This window comes from Acinetobacter sp. YH12069, from assembly GCF_013419675.1.
In the GTDB taxonomy this organism is placed as follows: Bacteria; Pseudomonadota; Gammaproteobacteria; order Pseudomonadales; family Moraxellaceae; genus Acinetobacter; species Acinetobacter amyesii.
This window is the reverse complement of the sequence record NZ_VOZS01000009.1, coordinates 95,590-119,151: the sequence shown is the minus strand read 5'-3', so window position 1 is coordinate 119,151 and position 23,562 is coordinate 95,590. Positions and strand designations below refer to the sequence as shown.

Sequence of the window (23,562 nt, the reverse complement as noted above, 5' to 3'; positions counted from 1 at the left end):
GAACACGGTTTTAGGGAGTTGCATGCTTTTTTAATTGATTAATGCTATTTGTAACATAAGTGTCATCTCCGCTGCCTAACATGCCGGCAACCACTTTAGATATAGACTGTTTCAAACAGCATTGAGAGGGTATGCAACATTTTCAGCATTCATCAGAGACCTATTATAATCGTGAATTGTCGCTTTTAGATTTTAATCGGCGGGTCTTGGCTCAGGCACTCGATTCAAGTTTACCGTTACTTGAACGCTTGAATTTTCTCATCATTTTTTCACGCAATTTAGATGAATTCTTTGAAATTCGCATTGCGGGGCTAATGAAACAACGAGATTTGAATGCGATTGCACGGACGCCAGATGCCATTCCGACTGAAGTGGTCTTAGATGAACTTTCCCTAGTGATTCATGGCACAGTTGCACAGCAATACCAGACCCTTAATCATGCTGTATTGCCTGCATTACAAAGTGAAGGCATTCGCTTTATTCAATTTAAAGATATTTTAGAAAAACATAGGGCGTGGATTAGCCATTATTTTAGTAAAGAAGTACAACCAGTTTTAACACCGATTAGCTTAGATCCATCTCATCCGTTTCCACGCTTGGTCAATAAAAGCCTCAACTTTATTGTGAGTCTAGAAGGCAAAGATGCCTTTGGTCGTGCCATTGAAATGGCGATTGTACCTGCGCCACGTTCGTTGCCGCGGTTAATCAAAATGCCAGCCGAGGTTGAAGGCAGTGCAGAGACACAAATTTTCCTGACCGCCATTATTCAGCAACATATCAATGACCTATTTCCTGGGATGAAAGCGACGGGCTGTTATGCCTTTCGAGTGACACGCAATGCAGATTTAGTTCTGGCTGAAGATGTGGATGACTTGGCGGTGGCATTAAAAGATGAATTGTCTTCACGGCGTTTTGGTCGGGCAGTTCGCTTAGAAATTGAAGATGATTGTCCGCAAAGCATTATTGATTATTTGTTAGATGAATTTGATTTGAGTGAGCAGGAGCTCTATCGCATTGACGGCCCGATCAATTTATCGCGTCTCAGTACAAGTTTTAATCGACCTGAACTGAAATATCCGGTCTATACACCAATTATTCCTAAAGTTTTTCGTAAACAAACCGCTATTTTTGATGTATTAAAAACACAAGATGTGTTGTTACATCATCCGTTTGACTCCTTTCAACCGGTCATTAACCTATTACGTGAAGCTGCAAAAGATCCTCAGGTTTTAGCCATTAAGCAGACGCTTTATCGCAGTGGGCCAGATTCGGACATCGTACAAGTTTTGGCGGAGGCGGCTCGCAACGGTAAAGAAGTTACCGCAGTTATCGAACTTCGGGCGCGGTTTGATGAAGAATCCAATATTACTGTGGCCAATATATTGCAAGAAGCTGGGGCTGTCGTGGTGTATGGCATCGTGGGCTATAAAACCCATGCCAAGATGATTTTGATTGTACGCCGTGAAAATAATCAGCTGCTACGCTACGCCCATTTGGGAACAGGTAATTATCACGCAGGCAATGCGCGGATGTATACCGATTATGGCCTGATGACGACGCATCCCGATATTTGCGAGGATGTGCATCGTATGTTTCAGGAACTGACCGGTATGGGCAAGATGGCGAAGCTGAAAGCTTTATTGCATGCACCATTTACCCTGCATACTGAATTATTGAAACTAATTGAACAGGAAATTGTTGCTGCACAAGCGGGAAAATACGCACGAATTATTGTGAAGGTCAATGCACTTACGGAACCGCAACTGATTGCTGCTTTGTATCGTGCATCGCAAGCAGGGGTACGTGTAGATTTAATTATCCGTTCGATTTGTTGTTTGATTCCTCAGGTCAAAGGTATGTCTGAGAATATTCATGTGAGATCTATCGTTGGGCGCTTCTTAGAGCACACTCGAGTGTATTATTTTGAGCATGCAGGCGAAAAACGATTGTACTGTGCCAGTGCCGATTGGATGGGACGTAACTTATTTTCACGGGTCGAAACCTGTTTTCCAATTTTAGAAAGCCGTTTGAAAAAACGCATTATGAAAGATGGTTTACTTAACTATTTGGACGATAATCAAAATGCATGGGAAATGCAGTCGAATGGGCAATGGGAGAAAGTCGCGGTGGAAGCAGGTGCCGAACCACATAACGCGCAAAAATATTTGATTGCACAGAAAATTTCGACTGTTTAAGACAAAAAAAATCCCGACTCAAGTCGGGATTTTTGATTGCGCTAAAACCTTTACGAGGCTTTTGACTGTTTGGATTTTAAAATTTCAGTTCTGAAGTTTTGAGCCAATTCAGCGGCATCACTGTCCATTCCATTGAGCATAAACGCATGACGCGTCAACACATTGGTCGGATTTGGCAAGCTGACCAATTGGAAATGATCTGAAATCTCTTTGAGCAAAGTTGTCGGCACATGAATGGCACTTTCTTTGGCAACCAATTGTTGGACTAAACGCTCAGCCGCTTGTACAGAAGACAATTGCATGGCTTCGACAGAGCTTGAAATCGCGCTACGGGTTTGTAAAACGAAACGTTTTTCTTCACGGTAGCGTTTATATAAAACATCTGAAAGCAATTGGAATACTGAGCTGATCATGGTGAGGCAACGCAGCGCATCTGGAGTGTCAGCGGTCATGCTGATGGTTGCACCATGTTCATCAAACTTATGTACCGTACTGATGTCAGAACTGTTCAATTTATAATGTTGAACACAGAGTTCTGTGGTTTTATTCAAGAAAATTTGGCAGAGATTAAAATACGGCACAGACACGGTTTTGTTGACGCTATCGAGAAGCTGTTTCGGATCATAAAATTGAATATTTAATGCCAAGCTGTTGCTGTCGAGAACCACTGGTTTCATGTCTTTATGCTGTTTTGCTTTGGCTTGCGCATTTTGCTGCGCTTGAGCAATCGCCACAGCGGCATTATGTTTTTCTTGTTCTAAGGCCTGCGCTAGCATTTGAATTTCATGTTTTAGACGTGATTCATTGTTGATTCGCGCTAAATATTCAGTACGACTTGGACGTGCAATAGCGCGATATGCCAACCATAACAAGCCATGTAAGAATAATGAAAATAGAATCGCAGCCCATTGCGTACGTAAGATTTCACCGATGCTTGGTTTAATTAAGGTGATTTCAACCGTTCCGACTTTCTTTTCATTTTGCAGCGCATCACGAACAAAGATTTCACCGTCACGGGTTTTGGTCAAACCGCCTGTGGCCAAAACTTGATTATTGGCATTTAAGATGCGGATGGAAGCCACGCTCGGGTTGGTTGCATAGCGGTCAGCAAGTAAGGCTAATGATACGGTATTGGCCGGCTCAAGCTCAGATAGGCTGTCTGTAACCAATTGACTGGTCATCAGTTGTCCCTGACTGGCACGGTTCTCGTTCAGTTGGTGGGTTGTTGCCAATACCAATAAAAAGGTATGCAAAGCAAAACAAACTACTAATAGGCTAGCAAATAGCCCTTGTCTAGGCGCATTCAACGTAAACTTCCAAGGCAATTCTATTCAATTTAGATTATGATTCTTACATTAGTTGTAGCTCAGACCCGAGTCAATTCATGCGAGAAATCATTCTTATATCACTTTTAGGACCTGACCAACCTAATCAATTTACACGATTAATGCAGGTTTTGTCCGCACATTCCTTACAGATTTTAGATGTCGGACAAGCAGTCATCCACAATCAGCTGACTTTAGGTATTGTTGTTTCGTCGGAAGACCAGACTGCGACAGCATTAGCCATGAAGGAGATGTTGATTTTAGCACATGATATTGGCTTAACTGTGCGCTTTAAACCAATCTCTACAACAGAATATCAACAATGGGTAAATGAGGGAGGCCGCACACGCTATATCGTTACGGCACTTGCGCCAGAATTACAGGCGTCTCATTTACAGGCAGTTACAAATATTGTGTCGAGCCAAGGCTTCAATATCGAAACTGTGACTCGTTTATCTGGCCGTCCAGAGTTAGATGGATCAAGCGAAGGTCCGCGCCGTGCCTGCGTTCAATTTGGTTTAAAAGGCCAAATGTTGGATGCCACTGCAATGCGTGCAGCATGTTTACGTCTATCTACCGAACTTGGAGTAGATGTTGCCGTTCAAGAGGACAATGCTTACCGTCGTAATCGTCGTTTGGTCTGCTTTGATATGGACTCAACGCTGATTGAGCAAGAAGTGATTGACGAATTGGCGATTGAAGCGGGTGTCGGGGCTCAAGTGGCTGAAATCACTGAACGTGCTATGCAAGGCGAGCTCGATTTCCAACAAAGTTTCCGTGCACGTGTGGCACTGCTCAAAGGTATGGATGCTTCGGTATTGCCTAAAATTGCAGAACGTCTGACTGTCACAGAAGGTGCGGAACGTCTGATTTCAACGCTTAAATCACTGGGTTATCGCACGGCTATTTTGTCAGGTGGTTTTCAGTATTTTGCCGAATATCTACAAGCAAAACTGGGTATCGATGAAGTGCATGCCAATGTACTGGACGTCCAAGATGGCGCGGTAACAGGTGAAGTGAAAGGTCATATTGTCGATGGTGCTCGCAAAGCCTTCTTGTTGACTCAAATCGCTGAAGAAATGGGGATTTCATTAGAACAAGCCATTGCTGTCGGTGATGGTGCGAATGACTTACCTATGTTGTCTTTAGCCGGCTTAGGCGTTGCTTTCCGTGCGAAACCTTTGGTTCGTCAAAATGCCAATCAAGCCATTTCAAGCGTGGGTCTAGATGGTGTTCTTTACCTGCTTGGTGTGCATGATAAAGATTTAAATCGTGCTTAAAACCATTTAAGGCACAGTCAAAAACGTAGCCAAAAGGCTGCGTTTTTTTATGCCAAGAATTCAGCTCATCCGATGAACGGTAGAAGAAAATTGTCGATAAAAACAACGATTAACAGCATTCGAAAAATTAATTTTTTTAGCCTAAAACCAGCTGTTTTTTTTGTAATGACACTCGAAACGAGATGCCATCATTGTTCTAGAATTTCTTTAAAAAGAAAAAATGTAATGACAAAATAATGTTGCGACAAGGTGTGTCGCATTAACAAAAAACGAGACTTTTTTTATGCAAAAAACTCAGCATAATGCTTGCAAGAGATTGAGATCGACCAAATCTATTTACTGAAGATACAGTAGTGAGACGGCTCAGCATCCTGTAAGACAAGAGATGTCAGCTGTCAAATGACGGAGGTTTTTATGTTAACAGCGAATTTAGCAACAATCGTTGGCCTGAGCTTGGTATCGGCGGCTGTGATTGCTGTTTTCTTCTCGCCTTATCGTCGCTGGTTAAGTTTTATGCTGGCGGGGATGCTGGTGTGGGGACTCATTGAAGTGATTCGATTTGGCACACAAACCATGTTTGAATTATCAGTGACTTATAGTTATTTAACGGCATTAATGGCCACAATGGTGGTATTCACTTTAGTATTGTTACGTGAAGACCGCCGTGCAGAGCGTGCGATGGCAAAGCGCCAATGTATAGAGCACACGCCTGTATATGATGAAGAACAGCAATGTTCGAGCCGATAAGTGCCAGAACAAAATTTCAATGAAAATGCGCCTAAGGGCGCATTTTTTTATGAACGCATTAGTCCGATTTGAGATACAAAGCCTTACTTCTCAAAAGCCAAGTTATGGTAGGATGAAGCCAGTCAATTTTCCAACAATTACAATAGGCTTTAAGTCATGAAACTATCATCAATTCCTGTCGTAAAACTACCTTTAGTTGATGTCAGCACGGATCCACTTGATTTACTCGTGGCAGGTTTAGCGCTTCGTATGAAACAGCTTGCACGTACTAGCCCTAAATTCATTGAATTGGTTCATGAACGTCAATTCCGTATTCAAATCGGCACGGATTTAGGTGTTGCACGTCAAATTATTGTAAATAACGGACAGATTGATACTGTTTCAGGCGATGCTGAAAAAGCAGACTTTATTTTGCAATTTGCGGACAGCGAACAGGGTGTAAAAACCTTGATGAAAGGTGACCCAACAGCATTTATGACGGGTATGCAAAATGGCAGTATTAAAATGGAAGGTGATTTTGGTCTACTTGTCTGGTTTAACCAAGTGGCGAAGTTAATTCCACCTAAACTTCCAAAACCGGTTAAAGAAAAAATCAAAATCGCACGTGCGTTTATTAAAGAAAAAACAGGTAAGTAAGATTTACGCCTTGTTCTCCTCCTTTAGTGGGAGGATTAAAAAAAAGCCCTCTTTTGAGGGCTTTTTTTATGCTTCAGTTGTTATTCAACTTCTAAATTAAAGGTCACTGGACCGTCATTAACCAAATGCACTTTCATGTCGGCGGCAAAGATGCCTGTTTGTACATGGTCATATTGGCGCTTGGTGTAATCGACCAACTGTTCATACAGTGCTTTGGCATCGCTTGGCGGCATGGCAGGGCCAAAATCAGGGCGCAGGCCTTTTTGCGTTTGTGCCATCAGGGTAAATTGAGACACCAAGAGGATACCGCCGCCGGCTTGACTGACATTCCAGCCCATCTTGCCTTGTTCATCATCAAAAAATCGGTATTTCAATATCTTATCGATCAGCTTTTTTCCTTTTTCTAAATCGTCAGCTTTGCCAAGGCCTAAAAACACCAAAATACCGTGATTGATTTCACCCGTGATTTCACCGTCGACCACCACTTTGGCTTCTAAAACACGTTGTAACAAGGCCCGCATAACTTCTTCCGAGTAGAAAATTGAACATAGGGCAGGGATTGTAGCAAATGCATCCTTCTTTCGAGGCGATGTGTAGAAATTTTTGGGCTCAAACATTTGAAAATGAACTGTATATTTTTTATAAATCTAACAATACGATTGAATTTATAAAAATAATCTGTTTTATCTATTTATTGAATGCCAGTATCTTTGCGTGGCAGGAAAGGTATTTAACAGAGAGATTAAGACGATGTTTAAGCGTTCTTTATTGGTTGCAATGTTAGCAACAGCAACAGCGGCGACTCAAGCAGCGCCATTAACTAAAGACAATGGTGCACCAGTAGGCGATAACCAAAACTCGATTACTGCGGGTCCAAATGGTTCAGTTCTACTTCAAGACGTACAATTGGTTCAAAAATTACAACGTTTTGGTCGTGAGCGTATTCCTGAGCGTGTGGTACATGCCCGTGGTACAGGTGCGTATGGTGAATTCGTTGCAACTAAAGATTTATCTGATCTAACCATTGCTTCATTGTTCAAAGCAGGTACCAAGACTCCAGTTTTCTTACGTTTCTCGACTGTAATTCACGGTAAAGGTTCTCCAGAAACTTTACGTGACCCGCACGGTTTTGCGATCAAATTCTATACACAAGAAGGCAACTGGGACTTAGTGGGTAACCAAACTCCAGTATTCTTTATCCGTGATGCGATCAAATTCCCAGACTTCATCCATGCGATGAAGCCTAGCCCAATCAACAACGTTCAAGACGCAAACCGCGTATTTGATTTCTTGTCTAGCCAGCCATGGGCAACCAACATGTTGACTTATGTGTATGGTAACCAAGGCGTGCCTACTAGCTACCGCGAACAAGACGGCTTTGGTGTACATGCGTACAAGCTTTATAACGACAAAGGCGAATACAAATACGTTAAATTCAACTTCCGCTCTAAACAAGGCGTGAAAGGTCTGAACGTTAAAGAAGCTGCTGAGCAACAAGGTAAAGATTTCAACCACTTGACTAACGATCTTTATAACAACATCAATGCTGGTAAATTCCCGAAATGGGATCTTTATATCCAAGTGTTAGATCCTAAAGATTTAAACAGCTTTGATTTTGACCCGCTTGATCCAACAAAAATCTGGCCTACAGATCTAGTGAAAGAAACCAAAGTGGGGACTTTAACGCTGAATCGTATGCCAAAAAACTTCTTCAATGAAACTGAACAAGTGGCATTGGCTCCAGGTAACTTAGTTCCAGGTATCGAGCCTTCAGAAGACCGTCTATTACAAGGTCGTATCTTCTCTTACTCAGATACTCAAATGTACCGTTTAGGCGCGAACCACCAGCAAATTCCAGTAAACCGTCCGCTTGTTGCTGTTAACAACAACAACCAAGATGGCTACATGAATGTTAGCGAGCGTGATTCTGACGTGAACTACGAGCCAAGCCGTAAAGAGCCTAAAGCTGCCACTGAGAAAGCACGTGCAGTTCAAACACCGCTGACTGGCACAGTTCAACAGATCGGTACCAAAGAGCAAAACTTCAAGCAAGCGGGTGAGCTTTACCGTTCATACTCTGCTAAAGAAAAAGACGATTTAATCATGAACTTGGCTGCGGATCTTGGCAACGTAAAAGATTCTGAGACCAAGCACATCATGTTGTCTTACTTCTACAAAGCAGATGCAGATTACGGTATGCGTATGACCAAAGCAGTAAACGGTAACCTTGCAACTGTAAAAGCCAAAGCAGCACAACTGAAAGACTAATTTCGATCAGTCTGAAGGATTGGTAACTAGGGTCTAGAACGTTACCTCAAAAAAGTCCTATGAAGCTCCATACCTTTCCTGCACCCTAGGGGGAGTTTCATAGGCACACCTTAAATATTCATTTTTTTTAATGAAATGAATTGTTTCCAATTCAATTCTACATTCGATTTCTGTTGGAGTTCATCATGAAAGTTATGCAGCATTTGACTTTAGCCAGTCTTCTTGCGTTTGGTTCCGCATTCGCAAACGTGGCAATCGCGGAAGATATCTCCCCCGCTAAAGCAACTGCAAGCGATCAGATGACCTCACAACAGGAATTGATCGCAATTTTCTTTGCTGCAGCCAAAACTGGCAATGAAGAAGTCATCAATGAATTTCTTAAGCACGGTTTTCCGGTCGATGTGCGCAATGCTTCGGGTTTTACACCACTGATGATGGCGACCTATTATGGTCATCAAAATATTGTGACTCGCTTGCTAGAACAAGGTGCAGACCGCTGCGCACGTGACAATAAAGGCAACACCGCATTGATGGGTGCCATGTTTAAATTAGAATGGGCGATTGCAAAGCAATTACGCCAAGTGGATTGCGATGCAAATGCCAAAAAAATGGGGCAAAAGACTGCAGAACAGTTTGCGCGTGAATTTGGTCAAGAAGAAAAATATCGACAGTTACTCAAAAAATAGTGAGCTTGATCGCGCTCAGCTTTAGCAAAAAAATTGAAAAAAGTCGATGAATCGCGGTGATTTATAAGTTATTCCACTAAATCAATCGGCTTTTTATCAATAAAGTATGCTTTAATGCAAAGAGTTGATAAAAACTGAAAGTCTTTATGTCTCCAATCATCCAATCGTTATTAGACACAGATCTGTATAAATTCACCATGCTTCAGGTGGTGTTACACAAATTTCCGCAAACCCATAGTGTGTATCACTTTCGCTGCCGTAACTTGGATGATACAGCCTATCCACTGGTTGAAATTTTGGATGATTTAAACATGCAGCTCGACATGCTTTGTCAGTTGAAGTTTAAAGAAGATGAATTGCAGTATTTACGCAGTTTACGTTTTATTAAAAGCGATTTTGTTGATTATCTTGAATTATTCCAGCTTAAACGCCGTTTTATTAAAGCCGGCATTGATGAAGAAGGTCGTTTAGATATTTGGGTAGAAGGCCCAATGGTTCAAGCGATGATGTTTGAAATCTTTGTCTTGGCGATCGTCAATGAACTGTATTTCCAACGTATTCGTACACCAGAAGTTTTAGCCGAAGGTGAGCGCCGTTTGCAACATAAGATTGCCTTGCTGAAGCAGTATGAAGCACGGCAAAATCCAAATGATCCACCATTCTTGGTCTCTGATTTTGGCACGCGTCGTCGTTATAGTTATGCATGGCAAAAGCATGTAATTGAAGAATTAAATCAGGCTTCACCGTATATTTTCCGCGGTACAAGTAATGTTCTGATTGCCAAAGACTTGAACATTACTCCAATTGGTACGATGGCGCATGAGTTCCTACAAGCATTCCAAGCGCTTGATGTTCGTCTACGTAACTTCCAGAAGTCTGCGCTAGAAACATGGGTGCAGGAATACCGCGGTGACTTAGGAATAGCCTTAACGGACGTTGTCGGTATGGATGCGTTCCTACGTGACTTCGATTTGTACTTTGCCAAACTATTCGACGGTTTACGTCATGACAGTGGCGACCCGTATGAATGGGGCGATAAAGCCTATGCACATTACAAAAAGCTTAAAGTCGATAGCAAAAGTAAAATGCTGACCTTTAGTGATGGTCTAAATATCGAAAAAGCGTGGGATTTGCATAATTACTTCAAAGACCGTTTCCAAGTTAGCTTTGGTATTGGCACCAACTTGACCAATGATATGGGACAAACTGCGCTGAATATCGTACTGAAACTGGTTGAATGTAATGGTCAATCTGTGGCAAAAATTTCAGATAGTCCGGGTAAAACCATGACGGATAATGATACTTTCTTAGCGTATCTACGTCAGGTGTTTGACATCTCTGAAGTTAGCGCTTAAACACAGCATTAGATAAAAATAAAAAAGCCGAATCAATGATTCGGCTTTTTTATATCTAAAATATTGCTAAAGGAATGCAAAAATTCAGAATAATAGTGAAAATGACTTATGCTAAGATCGAATTTAATCGCACAAAATACAACACGAACAACGATGACAGCATCTACACTGAATTTTGGTCTGCTGATTGAAGCGGAAGAATTGGTTCCACATCTTGGTAATGAAAAACTACGGATCGTCGATTTGAGTCGTCGTTCGGTTTATGACCAATTGCATATTCCACATGCACTGCATGTGCAGCCGAAACTGTTAGTGCGCCAAGAAGAACAAGCGATGGGGCTATTACCTGACCAAGCTGGCTTAGAACAGCTCATTCGCTATCTGAATATCAGTCCAGAACATCATGTAGTAGTGTATGACGATGAAGGTGGGGCATGGGCAGGCCGACTGATTTGGAACTTACATTGCCTCGGTTTTGAAAATACCAGTCTCCTCAATGGTGGCATCCATGCTTGGCTTGGGGCAGGCTTACCGACCTCGTCTGAAATTGAGCAATTTGAACCCGTGAGCCCATTGGTTGAAGTAAGTGCAGAGGCGCGTGCTCAGTATCAAACAAACTATGATGAGCTATTGGCTCGTGTACAGCAGGAGCAGATCCAAGTATGGGACTGCCGTACCGAAGATGAATATACAGGCTTACGTTTGGCTGCGCGACGCGGCGGTCACATTCCGGGGGCACGACATTTCGAATGGAGTACTGCCCTTAACCGAGAAAATCATTTAAAATTGCATCCTTTAGAACGCACACAACAACGCTTAGAACAATTGGGATTCAATTTAAACGAACCCGTGGTGGTGTATTGTCAGTCCCATCATCGGTCGGGCCTAGCTTATATACTGGGACGTTTACTCGGTTGGAATATTCGAGCTTATGATGGTGCGTGGAGCGAGTGGGGCAACCGACTCGATAGTCCTGTGATCACCGGAGAGTTGCCGTCTTGAGCCTTACATCTCAGTTAAAAAAACAAATTTTTATTCAAGCTCAGCGTGTTGTTCCACAGCACAAATTATCACGTATCGTGGGTAAATTGGCTGCAAGCGAAAACCCTGTGGTGAAAAATGCCGTGATTACCGCATTTAAAGCGCAGTATGGCATCGACATGTCGATTGCTGAGCAAAGCAATGCCTTAAAATTTAAATCCTTCAATGAATTTTTCACTCGCTCTTTAAAAGAAGGCGTGCGTGCAGTCGATGCTGATCCATCCAGTGTTGTTTCACCTGCAGATGGTGCGATTTCACAACTGGGTAAAATTGAAAATGGTGATGTATTTCAGGCCAAAGGCCAGAAGTTCACTGTTGAAAACCTAATTGCCGATCCACAATTGGCTGAACCCTTTAAAAATGGGCAGTTTGCTACGGTTTATTTGTCACCAAAAGACTACCACCGTGTACATATGCCATTTGCAGGGACATTGACAGAAACTTTGTATGTACCGGGTGAATTATTCTCTGTAAACCAAACCACTGCTGAAAATATTCCGGGTTTATTTGCTCGCAATGAACGCATGGTCTGCTTATTTGATACAGAAGTTGGTCGTATGGCGGTTGTACTGGTAGGTGCAATGATCGTGGCAGGTATTGAAACCGTGGCTACAGGTAAAGTTAAACCGACAGGGCGTTTGGAACTGAATCAACACGATTTATTCTTAGAAAAAGGTGCAGAATTGGGCCGTTTCTATTTAGGTTCAACAGCGGTTGTGTTGTTTGAAGAAAACAAAATGCAATGGGATGCGACCTTTAAAGCCAACTCGACTGTGGTGATGGGCGAAGCTTTAGGGCATACCATTTAATGAATTCCCTGTCCCTTTAGGAGAGGGTTAGGGAGAGGTTTTTGAGCTAAGCTGATGTATTCAAAAAAGAATCCCTTCTAACCTCCCTTTATTAAAGGAATGAATAAAAAAAAGCGCCTGATGGCGCTTTTTTTTAATTTCAAAATTTAGCGTTTTACGACAATCGAGTCGATACTGCTATGACGTAAAGTTTGCTGTGCAATCACAGCAGCTTCTTGTGAATCATAGGGGCCAGACACAACGCGATACCAAACTTTGCCGTTTTCATTACTTTGAATCACATCGGCAGATAAACCGTTCAAAATAATTTCAGCACGTCGTGCATCGGCTTGATCAGGATCATCATAACTGCGCACTTGCAGAATATAACTTGCAGCAACAGGCGCAGTTTCTGTGGTTTCTAGTCCAAGCTCTGTGGTTTCAACTGGCTTTTGTTCTGGTGCATCAACAATCACCACCGTTTCTTTATTTTCGGTTTCTGGAACAGCTTGTTCAGGAATTGGCGTCACTTGTTGCTGAGGCAATAGGTCGTAGAAACGATAGTCTTTATTGGTTTCTTCTTGGTAGTGTTCAGAGGTAATTTGACCTTTTGGCTTCACAGGCTCCCAAGGTTTCCAAAGCATGAGCGCAACTAAGAAACTCAACACGATTAAAATGATGACAAGTGTACCTAGCCATGCTGGAATCAATGGTTTTTTAGGCTTATTTGGCCGATCAGATACACCGCGCTGCGTTTTTCCAAACACGTGGAAACCTCATTTAATTTTAATTGTCACGAACCACTTTGGGGCAGCCCAAAGTAGCAAGTCTTGATTGTTATATATTACATGAGTGTCATCAGGAATTTGTTTAATTTTCACAATTTCAGCACAGCCAAGATGACACGGACATATTGCTGAATATAAACGAAATACAGGCTCATTTCGAGCCTGTATTGAAAAGGATTCTTTTTAGCACAATGCAATTGATGACGCTTAAACCCATGCGCTGTGTTTGTGCATGGGCGATGCCGATGAATTTCTATTGTGCTCGCAACATAAAGGGTTGCTTACATGCTTTCAGGCGCACTCACACCCAATAATTCAAGACCATTGCGTAAAACTTGCTGTACGTTTACAGACAGTAATAAGCGAGCTTGAGTCAGTTCTGCATCATCACCCAAGACTTTATTTTCGTTGTACCAACCATGGAACAACGCCGCCAACTCTTTCAAGTAGTTACCCACTTGGTGTGGTTCATAGCTGTTTGCTGCACGAACCACAATTTCAGGATAAGCCGCAAGTTTAGCAAGAACTTCAGTTTCAGCTTCTAACTCAAGTTTAGCTGCAAATTGACGTGCAGCTTCAGCAGAGAATTGAACGTCTGTCGCAGCAGCTTTTTCGAGCATACGGCAGATACGTGCGTGTGCGTATTGGATGTAGTACACCGCATTGTCTTTACTTTGAGACACAGCAAGGTCTAAGTCGAAGTCAATGTGTTGTTCTGATTTACGCATGACGTAGTAGAAACGAGCAGCATCGTTGCCCACTTCTTTACGTAAGTCACGTAAAGTCACGAATTGACCTGAACGAGATGACATTTGAACCATCTCGCCGCCACGCCATAGGCTCACAAATTGAACCAAAAGTACGGTCAATTTTTTAGAATCATAGCCAAGCGCATCAATCGCTGCTTTCACACGTGCAATATAACCGTGGTGGTCTGAACCCCAAATATCAATGATATCGGTATAGCCGCGTTGTAGTTTATTTAAGTGATAAGCAATGTCGGATGCGAAGTATGTAGTTTGACCATTACGACGTTTAACAACACGGTCTTTTTCATCACCAAATTCAGTCGATTTAAACCAAATGTTGCCATCTTTTTCATAAAGGAAGCCACGTTGATCCAGCATTTGTAATGCTTCATCAATTTTTTCAGTCAAAGTTGCTTCGCTGAACCATTGGTTGAAGGTCACACCAAACTCACCAAGGTCATCTTTAATATCATCAAGAATGGCTTTCAGCGCAGCTTGATGGAATACACGGTAGCCTGCAGCCAAATGGTTTTGAGAATTATGAATCAAACCATCAATATGCTTTTCTTTGTCGCCAGAAAGCACCACTTTGTTGCCTTCAGCATCAAGCTCAGCTGCATATTGAACGTCTTCTGGTACATCTTTATAGATGTCGGCAACAGGGCGTACATAAGCATCGCCATCTTTGTCGATAATGCTTTGAGCGATTTCTTTAACGTAGTCGCCTTGGTATGCATTTTTAGGGAAGACCAGTTGTTGACCGGTCAATTCTAAATAACGCAGGTAAGTCGATGTCGCCAAGATATCCATTTGACGACCAGCATCGTTGACGTAGTATTCACGGTCAACTTTGGCACCTGTTGCTTCAAGAAGATTGGCAACGGTCATACCGTAAGCTGCGCCACGACCATGACCCACGTGTAGGCTAGACGTTGGGTTGGCTGAAACGAATTCCACTTGAACACGTTTTTCAGCATTGGCCTGTGTGCGACCGAACTGATCTTTCTGAGCTTGAATTTGGTCTAAGACAGCAAAACGTTGGTCAGCATTTAAAAAGAAGTTAATAAAGCCAGGACCTGCAATTTCTGCTTTGCTGATATCTGCGACTTCTGGAAGATTTGCCAGAATTTTTTCGGCTAAATCACGCGGCTTCATACCTGCAGCTTTAGAGGCAATCATGGCAATGTTTGACGCAAAGTCACCGTGGCTTCGGTCTTTGGTTCGGGTCAAATTGCTAGTATTGTTCCAGTCATTTGGGAGTACACCTTCAGCTTGAAGGGATTGCACTGCATGATCGAGCGCTGCTTGTATTGCCGTATTCATAATCAGTCGAAAAATAAATGTCGCAGAAAAACGGTAAATATAGCAAATTTCAGGCTCTTTAGGTGAACCCATTTGTTGCGAATAAAAAATATTCGATAAAAGTGAAGCATTGCTTATATCGAAGTAAAACGATATAAGTGGTTTAGCGATTCAGGATCACTGCTTGAGTATATGGACATGTCACAACCCACCCCTAAAATTTTTGGCAATGTGCCGAAGTTAGCTGCACGCTGGGCGCTGATTATCGTGCCGTTTATTTTGTCTTGTCTCATGAGCGGCATTATTTCGTTTATTAATATGCTCAGAAATTTAGGTTGGTTTGAGGGTTTTCTTACCCTATGGCTGCATAATTGGATGATTTCTTGGGCAATTGCTTTTCCCATTGTGCTGATTTTATTGCCGTTTGTTCGAAAATTTACAGGCCTGTTGGTCGATATGTCAGGGCCACAGCCACCTGCAAAATAAGCCTGCATGTAAGTCACAGCTGAGTCAAAAGGTGACTTACTGCATTTCGTTTTAAATATTTATAGGCTATCGCGACAACTTACGGCTTTAGAGAGTAATTCGGCTTTGTTGTTTTGGAAGGTATAGAGTTTTGAGGAATTAAACACTTTAATGACTTTGGCCTGAGCGACAGCGGTTTTAAAGCTTTGGAACTTTTGCTGATGGGCTGTCTCAAACGGATTTCCAAAGTTTTTATTGTCGAGCAGAATTTGAATTTGCCCCACATTTGTATCATGTGCTTTTAGGATCTCTTGGCCATCCGCGTTGCTTATACTGAAAGTTGGGCGCTGAGTGCTGATTTTGCAATTCAATTTGAGGCTCAAGGTGAAATTGTCTGCCGATTTATTTTTGAGGGTAGATGTGCCTTGTTGATCATTTTCAATATAGACCCACTGATTTTTCGGCATATTGGTCAGTAGGGTTTCTAACTGTTGTTGGGTACTTTTGCTGATATCGACTGTGCCTTTTTTATCGATTTCAGGGGCTTTTTCTTTACCGAGCATGCCCATCACTTTGTCGCTGACTGTGCTACTGGTTTTGGAAATGGTCTGGCAAGCGCTTAAGCTACTGATGATTAGAATGAATGGTAGTGTATAGATGGCAGGTAAGTGCATAGATTTTATTGTTCTATTAAATTTTCGGATCGGCAAAGTTTAACGGTTCTACGCATAAAGCTCAAACCTGCGGCCAATCTCCTTTGAGGAGGACTGCTGCAGGCGGCTAAAGCAGCCATTCTACACAGGCACGAATAATCCCTAGTGCGAGGCCAATAAAACCACCGACCACGACACCATTGACTCGAATCATATGCAAGTCGCCACCGACTTCGTTTTCGATCTTATCGATCATTTCACGTGAGTCCCATTCATGTATACGTTCACTGATAAACCGAATGACTTTTTCACTATATTGGTCGGAGAGATTGATGGCAATATCACTCATTTTCTCATTCAGCAATTGGCGTACAGCGACATTAGAGACAATATTTTCGCCCACTTGTTGAATGGCGACGCGTAGGTTTTGTGCAATGCCTGAGTTGGGCTTTTCTAAATCAGAACGAATCGCGTCGCATAAAATCACCACTGCACCACTGATAAAATTCAACATTTGTGGACTATCGAGCATGGCATCTTTGGTGCTGTTTAGGCGTTGGCTGGCAACACTCTGATTGTCCGCCAGTTGCTGCATGAGCTGCTGTGCCATGTCTTCGATTTTACGGCGCCACGGATGTTCATGGTCGGCAAGCATGGACTCGACACGACTAACCAGTGAATCAATGGTTCGCTGCTGTACATCAATACCAATCCAGCTCGCACCTTTGGCGAGCTTCCAAACCCCGAGTTCTTTAAACAATTGACGAGATAAATCACGAGTTTGTTCGGGGTGCTGTAACATCCAATCATGGGCTAAATCTAGTCCACGTTGCAGGACGTCTTGATGGAAATCATTTTCTAAAACTGCCCGCAGCATTTCACTGGCAAGATGGTTGACTTGCGTATTGCGCACCCATTGCACGCTGTTATTTTGGATAAATCGTCCAATTTGTTCCTGACCGACAAATTCGAAAATTTTCGGTACCGTTTGCTGAATGACTTGGGTCACTTGCGCATTATTGTGCGGATTGGCCAACCATTTCCCGACGGCAAGTGAGAGATCCGTCTCCGCTAAGCTTTTTTCAACCACTTGAGGTGAAAGAAAATTTTCCTGAACAAAGCGGCCCATCGACTCGGCAATGCGTGCTTTATTGCGTGGAATAATTTCAGTGTGGTCACGTAAAAATTTGGGAATCGGAATCCGACCAAAAGGATTGCGAAATAAGACAGTTATCGCATACCAGTCTGCCAAACCACCAACCACGCCAGCTTCTGCTGAAAGCATCAAAATATGAATAAGCCAGACGTATTCAGGCAGCAATTTAGCTGCGATCATCAATGCAATCCACGCCAGCACCGCCACCACCAAAGCAATGGTGGCAAAGCGTTTACTGCGTTGCAGACTGGGTGAAACAGCGGGCTGTTCAGTTGGGTTCATCAATGATCGGGTCTCTATGGGTTGACTTATTTGGTGGCAGGCTCAGCGGCTACAGGCAAAGGATTTCCTTCGCTGTCTAGACCATATTTAGCCCCGAGTGACTGCAAAATCAAGCGAGCATCAAAGGCATCCTGAGGGGCTTTGGCACGATCTTTATAGCAAGTAATACTGTAGGAAACTTGAGTTGGATCGAGTGTGACCACCTGTGGAACGTCATAAAACGGGCCTGGCCAAAAGCCGGGATGGCGACGGTAATAGCCATATGGATAAGGCATAGGGTCTGGGTAAATCACTGCTTGGCGTGGCGGTTTTTGACTCCGGTTACTCGGGTCATCCATGACTTTAAAATATTGAAAGCCATTGTGTAGGGTGGTTTGAGCGGCTTTAACCAAGGTGATTTCTTCGGCAGTGCCATAGCTCATATTGGGTCTAGCTTGGAAGCTAATCCGATAGCTTTGAGCATTTAATGGCGTTGCAGTATAACGACCCAATTGTTCGAAGGTTAAAGGCTTCGATGGGGTGCTTGCACAGCCGGTGAAGCCCAGTGCTGCGGTCATGGCTGCTGCGATAATGAGTTTGTTCATGCGCATACTCCTGTTCAGTCGGTTCATGGCAAGGGGAGATACTGGCCAAAAGCCGTCAATTAAAAGCTAGAATTGGGCTGGGTTAAAAATTCCAATTCCTCTGCTGTGGATGTTCTGCCCAATACCGCATTGCGATGCGGGTAACGTCCAAATCGATCGATAATCACTTTATGCTTTTTTTCAAATTCTAAGTTGATCGGATTGCCCAGTTGCTCAAATAATTTTAACGCGCTTTGATGGATTTTTGTCGATTCGCTATGCATAAAGGGCATATATAAAAATGAGCGCTGTTCAGGGCTTAATTGTAGATCTAAACCCTGCGCGATAGCTTCTTGTGCAAGCGCCAAAGCCAGTGCATCTTGGGCAAAAGCCAAGCCAGAATCACGGAATAAATTTCTAGAAAATTGATCTAAAATAATAATTTCAGCCAAACGACCTTCAGCAGTCGTACGCCATTGCCACAGTTCTGCTTGACTGGCTGCTTGATGGATGTCTTTAAACTTTTTTTCGATTAAAACATCAAAATTATTGCTTTTAGCGAACCAATTAGGCTGATTTTCTGGGTTAAACCAAAATTCGAGAATATCTTGATAATTCATAAGTTTTAAGCATTATTAGCATATATTTGTTTATAAAATCACAAATTTCAAATGTCATATAGAGTAAGTTTGTGATAAAAAATTGCCAAAATAAAATCACGGTTTGTCTCAAAACTATACAGTGGGTCATATGCCCACTTCAAATCGCGTTATACTGATATAAACTGATGATTTTATTTTAGTAGTTTCTTCCATTTAAGCGAGATAGCAATGAGTCAACCCGAATCGACCTCTCAAGACATTTTACCGACTTGGGTAGATTCTTCGCTGATTAAAGGAATGTTGCGCGGTATTGAGCGTGAAAGCTTACGTATGCAAAGCAACGGTTTCTTGTCTCAGGCCGACCATCCCCAAGCCTTGGGTGCGGCATTGACTCATCCGCATATTACGACAGACTATTCTGAAGCTTTAATGGAATTTATCACGCCACCAAAAGAAACTATTACAGAGGCGTTGAACTATCTGCAAGATATTCATGCTGTTGCGCATACGCATTTGGAACATGGTGAAAAACTTTGGCCGTTGTCGATGCCGTGCATGTTGGATAAAAACGAAGACAGTATTCGTTTAGCGCAATATGGCAGCTCGAATATTGGGCGCTTTAAAACCTTGTATCGTCGTGGTTTAGGGGTGCGCTATGGTCGCCGTATGCAGACCATTTCAGGGGTACATTATAATTTATCTTTCCCAGATCATTTCTTTGAAGCACTGCAACAGCACGAAACTGACGATGCCCTTAAAGCATTGAGCTTACAGGATTATCGCAGTCATCGTTATTTCGGCCTGATCCGTAATTTTATCCGTTTAACGCCATTGGTGATGTTTTTGGTTGGGGCGAGCCCGTCGGTGTGTAAATGTTTTATGACTGGACGTGAACATCAGCTGTTACCGCTCTTAAAAGGCACGCTATTTTTACCCTATGCAACGGCGCTGCGTATGGGAAATTTTGGCTATCAAAATTCAGCACAAAAACAGTTAGGGATTCACTACAACGACATTCAGGCGTATTTGGAAGGTTTGCAAAAAGCGGTACATACGCCGTATGCCGCATTTAGTCATTTAGGTTTAAATGATGAACAGGGTGAACCGATTCAAATTAATGACCATGTGTTGCAAATTGAAAATGAATACTACAGTTTGGTTCGTCCGAAACAAGTGCCGCAGGATGGTGAAACACCGTCTGAAGCCCTGCAAAATCGTGGCGTAGGTTATGTTGAATTACGCGCGGTAGATGTCAATCCTTATAGCCCAATTGGGATCAATGAAGACACGGCAGGCTTGCTCGAAGTGGTGGCTTTATACTGTTTATTGCAAGACAGCCCAGCATTGTTAGATGCCGAACAAAATGAAATTGAGAAAAATCAGGCGGAAGTAGTAAACCGCGGTCGTGCGCCAAACGCAGTGATTTTACAGCAAGGTCAAGCGGTTCCAATTGAAACATGGTGTCGTACACATGTCGCTGCGATGCAACCGTTGGCTGAATTGCTGGATGATTCTTACAATACAGATATTTACACTCAGGCAATGGCTGTGATGCAATCACGCATCGATGAAGTCGATGAAACATTGTCGGCACGTATGATTAGCGATACTTTAGAACAAGGTGGAACTTGGGGCTTTGGTAGCTTTATGGCCTTACAACATGCTGAAGTGTATGAGCAGCATGTCTTGAGCCCAGAAATTGCAGCATATTTTGCACAAGTTGCTGAGCAGTCTTTAGAAAAACAGGCTCAACTTGAGCAAGACTGCACCTTGAGTTTTGAAGAATATTTGAAAAACTTTAGATAAAAAATTTTAAGAGGATTTACCATGAAATGGAGTTTCCGCTTCGTGAGTGGTTTGTTGTTTTTAGCCAGCGTGATCGGTATGTCTTTTGCGCTGTTTTTAGAACATGTACAAGGCTTAGAACCTTGTCCGTTGTGCGTATTCCAACGTATTGGTTTGATTGGACTCGGCATTATTTCATTGATTGCATTGATTCACAATCCAGCATCGAATTGGGGTAAACGAATTTACGCATTGTTGGGGACACTGTCAATTCTATGGTCTGCTGGGGTGGCTGCGCGTCATATTTGGCTGCAAAACTTACCGCCAGATAAAGTACCGAGTTGTGGTCCGGGACTGGATTATTGGGTAGAAACGCTGCCTTTAAAATCGGTCTTTGAGCAAGTACTGACGGGTTCTGGTGAATGTGCCAAAGTGGATTGGGCGTTCTTGGGGCAATCGTTACCGGTTTGGTCATTGGTGTTTTTTGCGGTATTAACCTTGCTCAGTCTTTGGCAGTTATTGCGTAAATATCCAAGCAGACCAGTGCCACGTTTACGTGATAAATTTTAATTTATTGATACATAAAAAAGCCCTCAGTTGAGGGCTTTTTTTATGAGTCTGAATGGGGGTACGTTAGGTTAGGGCAATGCCTTCCACACTTTCCAAGTCCATCATAAATTCATAGATATGATCACAAGCTTTATCGTCATTGTTTGGATAGAACCAATGCACGATTTGCTCAGCCACTTGCGGATGATGCTGAATTTCGAAATGGTTCAAGCCATAAAAAATCGCTTTATGTGAATCTGGCACTTTCAGTTGATACCGTGCATTTGGGTGTTCCCCCAATGCACTTTTTACACTGACCAAGTAATCTCCAATCACATGTCGAGTTTTATTGCGACGATGTTCATATTCGATGGTCCCTGCCACGAGGTAGGTATTGATATGTGAAGGAATCGGGGCAGGTTTACGGTTGTCGTCCATGAGCCCAATGCGAACATCATTATGTTCCCAATCATCATCACGCACGCTGCCATAGCGCAAATCTAAAATGCCGTTACTGCGAATATTCACCACGTGACCTACGATTTTGACCAAGGGGAAACGCCCCAATTGATCTTGCAAATGAAATCCGATACGTTCAAGCACAGCACCATGATGTGGTGAGCCCAAGCAGACTAGATTTTCAACTTGATGAATCCATTGGTACATATTTTGTTTGCCATAAAAAATGGCACTACGGGACACTAAGCCCCCCATACTATGACCAATTAAGTCGATACTGGTAATACCCGGGTTACGACGGACCAAATCTTCTAATGTATTGGCTAGGCTGCGACCATTGGTCGAGATACGACGACCTGTATTGTAATTTAAATACAGCATGGTGTTATGGTCACGTTGAGAAAGTAATTTTTCACCAATGCCGCCATATTTGGCTGTCGACCATGACAGATGATTCATGCACAGCCCATGAATTAACAGGGTAATACGACCGTTTAATTCGCCTTTTTGTACCGCACCATAATGGTCGTAAACCACCATCGGTAAGGCCATCGGGTTGTGATATTTCAGTAAATAGTCGCCTAAGACCCCATTCAGTGCGCCCACTAAAAAATGTAAAGACGGGGTGAGGGGTTTGTCGTGTAAGCGTGGGAATTTTTCTATAATGCTACGCAGCGTTGGTGCAAGTAAATAATTGCCATAATTGAAAAAGGTGTTGTAAGAAAATTCGTAAATCCGTGCAATGGTTGGCTGCTTATGAAAGGCTTTCGAGCCTTGTTCGCTCATTCCAAAAATACTGATTAAAATTTCACGTTGAATGTTTTTGATCAAGTCATGCACGACATCACTAAAACGCATTGTCACGAGTTGTGCCAAACCTTCCAGCACATCTGCTTGACTGGGTGGCGTGCGGTCCCATTTACAATAGGTTTCATGCAATGGTGTTAAGCTAGGCATAATGTTCCTATCCTTACATTCAATGCTATTCCTCGATTGTATTTATTACTGGAATAGCCTGAAGTTTCATTGTTTATTTTATAAAATTCTCACGAACAGCTTTTACAATACCGATAACAGACCTGTCGGTGAATGCCTTTTGTCTGACAATTTTACTAAAAATTCAAATTTAGAAAATGTGACGCAGTTAGCACTTATATGCCACTTTTAAAGCAATTTAAAGATCAATTTGGAATCAAAATGATGAATATTGTGTATTTGCATGGTTTTCAAAGTAACTCAAATTCAGTGAAAGGACAGATATTGCGGCGCTATTGCGCAGACTTAAATGGTCTGCATGTGCATTTGCCAGATTTGAATATGCCACCGCTACAGGTGATGCAGCAGATGTCAGAGCTGATTGAAGGTTTGGATGATGTGGTTTTGGTGGGCAGCAGTTTAGGTGGTTTTTATGCGACGCAGTTGATGGCACGGCATCATATTCCTGCAGTGCTCATCAATCCTGCGGTCTATCCATGGCAATTATTTCGTGATTTATTTGGCGAGACGGCATTGCCCTATCAGGTGACTGAAACGTGGTGCTTGGATGATGCACAGCTCAATCAAATGCAGGCTTTGGCGGTATCTAAGGTTGAGAACGCAGATCAACTGTTGGTCTTGCTCCAACAAGGCGATGAAACCTTGGATTATCGAGATGCCACTGGTTTTTATAGTGCGGCTCAAGCCGGTATGGCTATGCTGATTACGGAGGTGGGAGGAACACATGGCATGGATGATTTTGCAGAAAAAATACCGATGCTCTTGCAGTTTTTGTCCGATGCTGTCAAAAATATGCCTAAATAAAATGATCCAATCCAAATGCTGAAAAGCTAGATCCAACATACAAAAAATGGGCAGTTACGACATCATTTGACGTTTAAATTGTTTAAGA

At 42.6% G+C, this 23,562-nt stretch carries 22 protein-coding genes; 13 read left to right on the top strand and 9 right to left on the bottom strand.

Annotated elements, in window-relative coordinates; genetic code table 11:
- Window positions 1–131 precede the first annotated feature (131 nt).
- Window positions 132–2,195, top strand: coding sequence for a polyphosphate kinase 1 (ppk1, locus tag FTU16_RS08525; RefSeq protein WP_180163086.1), 2,064 nt, complete (start codon window positions 132–134; stop codon window positions 2,193–2,195).
- A gap of 50 nt (window positions 2,196–2,245) precedes the next feature.
- On the opposite strand, the gene FTU16_RS08520 is transcribed toward ppk1, so the two are convergent.
- Window positions 2,246–3,502 (bottom strand): hypothetical protein, encoded by a 1,257-nt coding sequence (locus FTU16_RS08520; RefSeq protein WP_180163096.1) that lies wholly within the window; start codon window positions 3,500–3,502, stop codon window positions 2,246–2,248.
- A gap of 77 nt (window positions 3,503–3,579) precedes the next feature.
- On the opposite strand from FTU16_RS08520, the gene serB reads away from it, so the two are divergent.
- The 3 genes from serB to FTU16_RS08505 all read left to right on the top strand — a co-directional run bounded on the left by serB (window position 3,580) and on the right by FTU16_RS08505 (window position 6,183).
- Window positions 3,580–4,800, top strand: coding sequence for a phosphoserine phosphatase SerB (gene serB, locus FTU16_RS08515; protein WP_078193257.1), 1,221 nt, complete (start codon window positions 3,580–3,582; stop codon window positions 4,798–4,800).
- A 414-nt stretch (window positions 4,801–5,214) separates the two neighbouring features.
- A complete protein-coding gene (gene aciT / locus FTU16_RS08510; RefSeq protein ID WP_180163085.1) occupies window positions 5,215–5,547 on the top strand; it encodes an AciT family ciprofloxacin tolerance protein in 333 nt (110 codons plus the stop codon).
- Window positions 5,548–5,703: 156 nt separating this feature from the next.
- Entirely contained in the window at window positions 5,704–6,183 is a 480-nt protein-coding gene (locus FTU16_RS08505; protein WP_078190615.1) for an SCP2 sterol-binding domain-containing protein, read from the top strand.
- Window positions 6,184–6,263: 80 nt separating this feature from the next.
- Here the strand turns inward: FTU16_RS08505 and dtd are convergent, their stop codons facing one another.
- Complete coding sequence (gene dtd, locus FTU16_RS08500; protein ID WP_180036027.1) at window positions 6,264–6,704, bottom strand: D-aminoacyl-tRNA deacylase; 441 nt, start codon at window positions 6,702–6,704, stop codon at window positions 6,264–6,266.
- Window positions 6,705–6,933: 229 nt separating this feature from the next.
- Here dtd and FTU16_RS08495 point away from each other — a divergent pair, with 229 nt between their 5' ends.
- The 5 genes from FTU16_RS08495 to asd all read left to right on the top strand — a co-directional run bounded on the left by FTU16_RS08495 (window position 6,934) and on the right by asd (window position 12,342).
- Window positions 6,934–8,451, top strand: coding sequence for a catalase (locus FTU16_RS08495; RefSeq protein ID WP_168379708.1), 1,518 nt, complete (start codon window positions 6,934–6,936; stop codon window positions 8,449–8,451).
- A 185-nt stretch (window positions 8,452–8,636) separates the two neighbouring features.
- On the top strand, window positions 8,637–9,137 hold the full coding sequence (locus FTU16_RS08490; protein WP_078193253.1) for an ankyrin repeat domain-containing protein: 501 nt from the start codon (window positions 8,637–8,639) through the stop codon (window positions 9,135–9,137).
- 146 nt (window positions 9,138–9,283) lie between these two features.
- Window positions 9,284–10,492: a nicotinate phosphoribosyltransferase gene (gene pncB / locus FTU16_RS08485; protein ID WP_180163084.1), complete on the top strand. Its 1,209-nt coding sequence runs from the start codon at window positions 9,284–9,286 to the stop codon at window positions 10,490–10,492.
- A gap of 153 nt (window positions 10,493–10,645) precedes the next feature.
- Complete coding sequence (locus tag FTU16_RS08480; RefSeq protein WP_180024687.1) at window positions 10,646–11,494, top strand: sulfurtransferase; 849 nt, start codon at window positions 10,646–10,648, stop codon at window positions 11,492–11,494.
- Complete coding sequence (gene asd / locus FTU16_RS08475) at window positions 11,491–12,342, top strand: archaetidylserine decarboxylase (RefSeq protein WP_078190610.1); 852 nt, start codon at window positions 11,491–11,493, stop codon at window positions 12,340–12,342. The genes FTU16_RS08480 and asd overlap by 4 nt, the downstream gene beginning before the upstream one ends.
- Before the next feature lie 146 nt (window positions 12,343–12,488).
- On the opposite strand, the gene FTU16_RS08470 is transcribed toward asd, so the two are convergent.
- Together FTU16_RS08470 and argS are read right to left on the bottom strand one after the other, a co-directional pair.
- Complete coding sequence (locus FTU16_RS08470; protein ID WP_180004357.1) at window positions 12,489–13,088, bottom strand: SPOR domain-containing protein; 600 nt, start codon at window positions 13,086–13,088, stop codon at window positions 12,489–12,491.
- A gap of 302 nt (window positions 13,089–13,390) precedes the next feature.
- Window positions 13,391–15,181 carry an arginine--tRNA ligase gene (argS, locus tag FTU16_RS08465; RefSeq protein ID WP_180163083.1) on the bottom strand — a complete coding sequence of 597 codons (1,791 nt, stop codon included), beginning with the start codon at window positions 15,179–15,181 and terminating at the stop codon, window positions 13,391–13,393.
- Between the two features lie 177 nt (window positions 15,182–15,358).
- Here argS and FTU16_RS08460 point away from each other — a divergent pair, with 177 nt between their 5' ends.
- A complete protein-coding gene (locus FTU16_RS08460; RefSeq protein ID WP_372491143.1) occupies window positions 15,359–15,646 on the top strand; it encodes a DUF2798 domain-containing protein in 288 nt (95 codons plus the stop codon).
- A gap of 59 nt (window positions 15,647–15,705) precedes the next feature.
- Here FTU16_RS08460 and FTU16_RS08455 read toward each other — a convergent pair whose 3' ends face one another.
- The 4 genes from FTU16_RS08455 to FTU16_RS08440 all read right to left on the bottom strand — a co-directional run bounded on the left by FTU16_RS08455 (window position 15,706) and on the right by FTU16_RS08440 (window position 18,899).
- Entirely contained in the window at window positions 15,706–16,299 is a 594-nt protein-coding gene (locus FTU16_RS08455) for a hypothetical protein (RefSeq protein WP_180036023.1), read from the bottom strand.
- A gap of 106 nt (window positions 16,300–16,405) precedes the next feature.
- Window positions 16,406–17,716 carry a DUF445 domain-containing protein gene (locus tag FTU16_RS08450; RefSeq protein ID WP_180022347.1) on the bottom strand — a complete coding sequence of 437 codons (1,311 nt, stop codon included), beginning with the start codon at window positions 17,714–17,716 and terminating at the stop codon, window positions 16,406–16,408.
- Window positions 17,717–17,742: 26 nt separating this feature from the next.
- Entirely contained in the window at window positions 17,743–18,300 is a 558-nt protein-coding gene (locus tag FTU16_RS08445; protein ID WP_180022322.1) for a hypothetical protein, read from the bottom strand.
- 59 nt (window positions 18,301–18,359) lie between these two features.
- Complete coding sequence (locus tag FTU16_RS08440) at window positions 18,360–18,899, bottom strand: DUF924 family protein (protein ID WP_180163082.1); 540 nt, start codon at window positions 18,897–18,899, stop codon at window positions 18,360–18,362.
- 210 nt (window positions 18,900–19,109) lie between these two features.
- On the opposite strand from FTU16_RS08440, the gene gshA reads away from it, so the two are divergent.
- Entirely contained in the window at window positions 19,110–20,687 is a 1,578-nt protein-coding gene (gene gshA, locus FTU16_RS08435) for a glutamate--cysteine ligase (RefSeq protein ID WP_180163081.1), read from the top strand.
- Window positions 20,688–20,708: 21 nt separating this feature from the next.
- A complete protein-coding gene (locus FTU16_RS08430; RefSeq protein WP_180106736.1) occupies window positions 20,709–21,236 on the top strand; it encodes a disulfide bond formation protein B in 528 nt (175 codons plus the stop codon).
- 63 nt (window positions 21,237–21,299) lie between these two features.
- Here FTU16_RS08430 and FTU16_RS08425 read toward each other — a convergent pair whose 3' ends face one another.
- On the bottom strand, window positions 21,300–22,631 hold the full coding sequence (locus tag FTU16_RS08425) for an alpha/beta hydrolase (protein ID WP_078193243.1): 1,332 nt from the start codon (window positions 22,629–22,631) through the stop codon (window positions 21,300–21,302).
- 243 nt (window positions 22,632–22,874) lie between these two features.
- Here FTU16_RS08425 and FTU16_RS08420 point away from each other — a divergent pair, with 243 nt between their 5' ends.
- Entirely contained in the window at window positions 22,875–23,474 is a 600-nt protein-coding gene (locus FTU16_RS08420; RefSeq protein ID WP_180008667.1) for a YqiA/YcfP family alpha/beta fold hydrolase, read from the top strand.
- Window positions 23,475–23,562 lie beyond the last annotated feature (88 nt).

Bases quoted from the DNA above. Each gene is read 5' to 3' on its own strand.
- ppk1 (WP_180163086.1), top strand. From the start codon at position 132: ATGCAACATTTTCAGCATTCATCAGAGACCTATTATAATCGTGAATTG.
- serB (WP_078193257.1), top strand. From the start codon at position 3,580: ATGCGAGAAATCATTCTTATATCACTTTTAGGACCTGACCAACCTAAT.
- aciT (WP_180163085.1), top strand. From the start codon at position 5,215: ATGTTAACAGCGAATTTAGCAACAATCGTTGGCCTGAGCTTGGTATCG.
- FTU16_RS08505 (WP_078190615.1), top strand. From the start codon at position 5,704: ATGAAACTATCATCAATTCCTGTCGTAAAACTACCTTTAGTTGATGTC.
- dtd (WP_180036027.1), bottom strand. From the start codon at position 6,704: ATGCGGGCCTTGTTACAACGTGTTTTAGAAGCCAAAGTGGTGGTCGAC.
- FTU16_RS08495 (WP_168379708.1), top strand. From the start codon at position 6,934: ATGTTTAAGCGTTCTTTATTGGTTGCAATGTTAGCAACAGCAACAGCG.
- FTU16_RS08490 (WP_078193253.1), top strand. From the start codon at position 8,637: ATGAAAGTTATGCAGCATTTGACTTTAGCCAGTCTTCTTGCGTTTGGT.
- pncB (WP_180163084.1), top strand. From the start codon at position 9,284: ATGTCTCCAATCATCCAATCGTTATTAGACACAGATCTGTATAAATTC.
- FTU16_RS08480 (WP_180024687.1), top strand. From the start codon at position 10,646: ATGACAGCATCTACACTGAATTTTGGTCTGCTGATTGAAGCGGAAGAA.
- argS (WP_180163083.1), bottom strand. From the start codon at position 15,181: ATGAATACGGCAATACAAGCAGCGCTCGATCATGCAGTGCAATCCCTT.
- FTU16_RS08460 (WP_372491143.1), top strand. From the start codon at position 15,359: ATGTCACAACCCACCCCTAAAATTTTTGGCAATGTGCCGAAGTTAGCT.
- FTU16_RS08455 (WP_180036023.1), bottom strand. From the start codon at position 16,299: ATGCACTTACCTGCCATCTATACACTACCATTCATTCTAATCATCAGT.
- FTU16_RS08450 (WP_180022347.1), bottom strand. From the start codon at position 17,716: ATGAACCCAACTGAACAGCCCGCTGTTTCACCCAGTCTGCAACGCAGT.
- FTU16_RS08445 (WP_180022322.1), bottom strand. From the start codon at position 18,300: ATGAACAAACTCATTATCGCAGCAGCCATGACCGCAGCACTGGGCTTC.
- FTU16_RS08440 (WP_180163082.1), bottom strand. From the start codon at position 18,899: ATGAATTATCAAGATATTCTCGAATTTTGGTTTAACCCAGAAAATCAG.
- gshA (WP_180163081.1), top strand. From the start codon at position 19,110: ATGAGTCAACCCGAATCGACCTCTCAAGACATTTTACCGACTTGGGTA.
- FTU16_RS08430 (WP_180106736.1), top strand. From the start codon at position 20,709: ATGAAATGGAGTTTCCGCTTCGTGAGTGGTTTGTTGTTTTTAGCCAGC.
- FTU16_RS08425 (WP_078193243.1), bottom strand. From the start codon at position 22,631: ATGCCTAGCTTAACACCATTGCATGAAACCTATTGTAAATGGGACCGC.
- FTU16_RS08420 (WP_180008667.1), top strand. From the start codon at position 22,875: ATGAATATTGTGTATTTGCATGGTTTTCAAAGTAACTCAAATTCAGTG.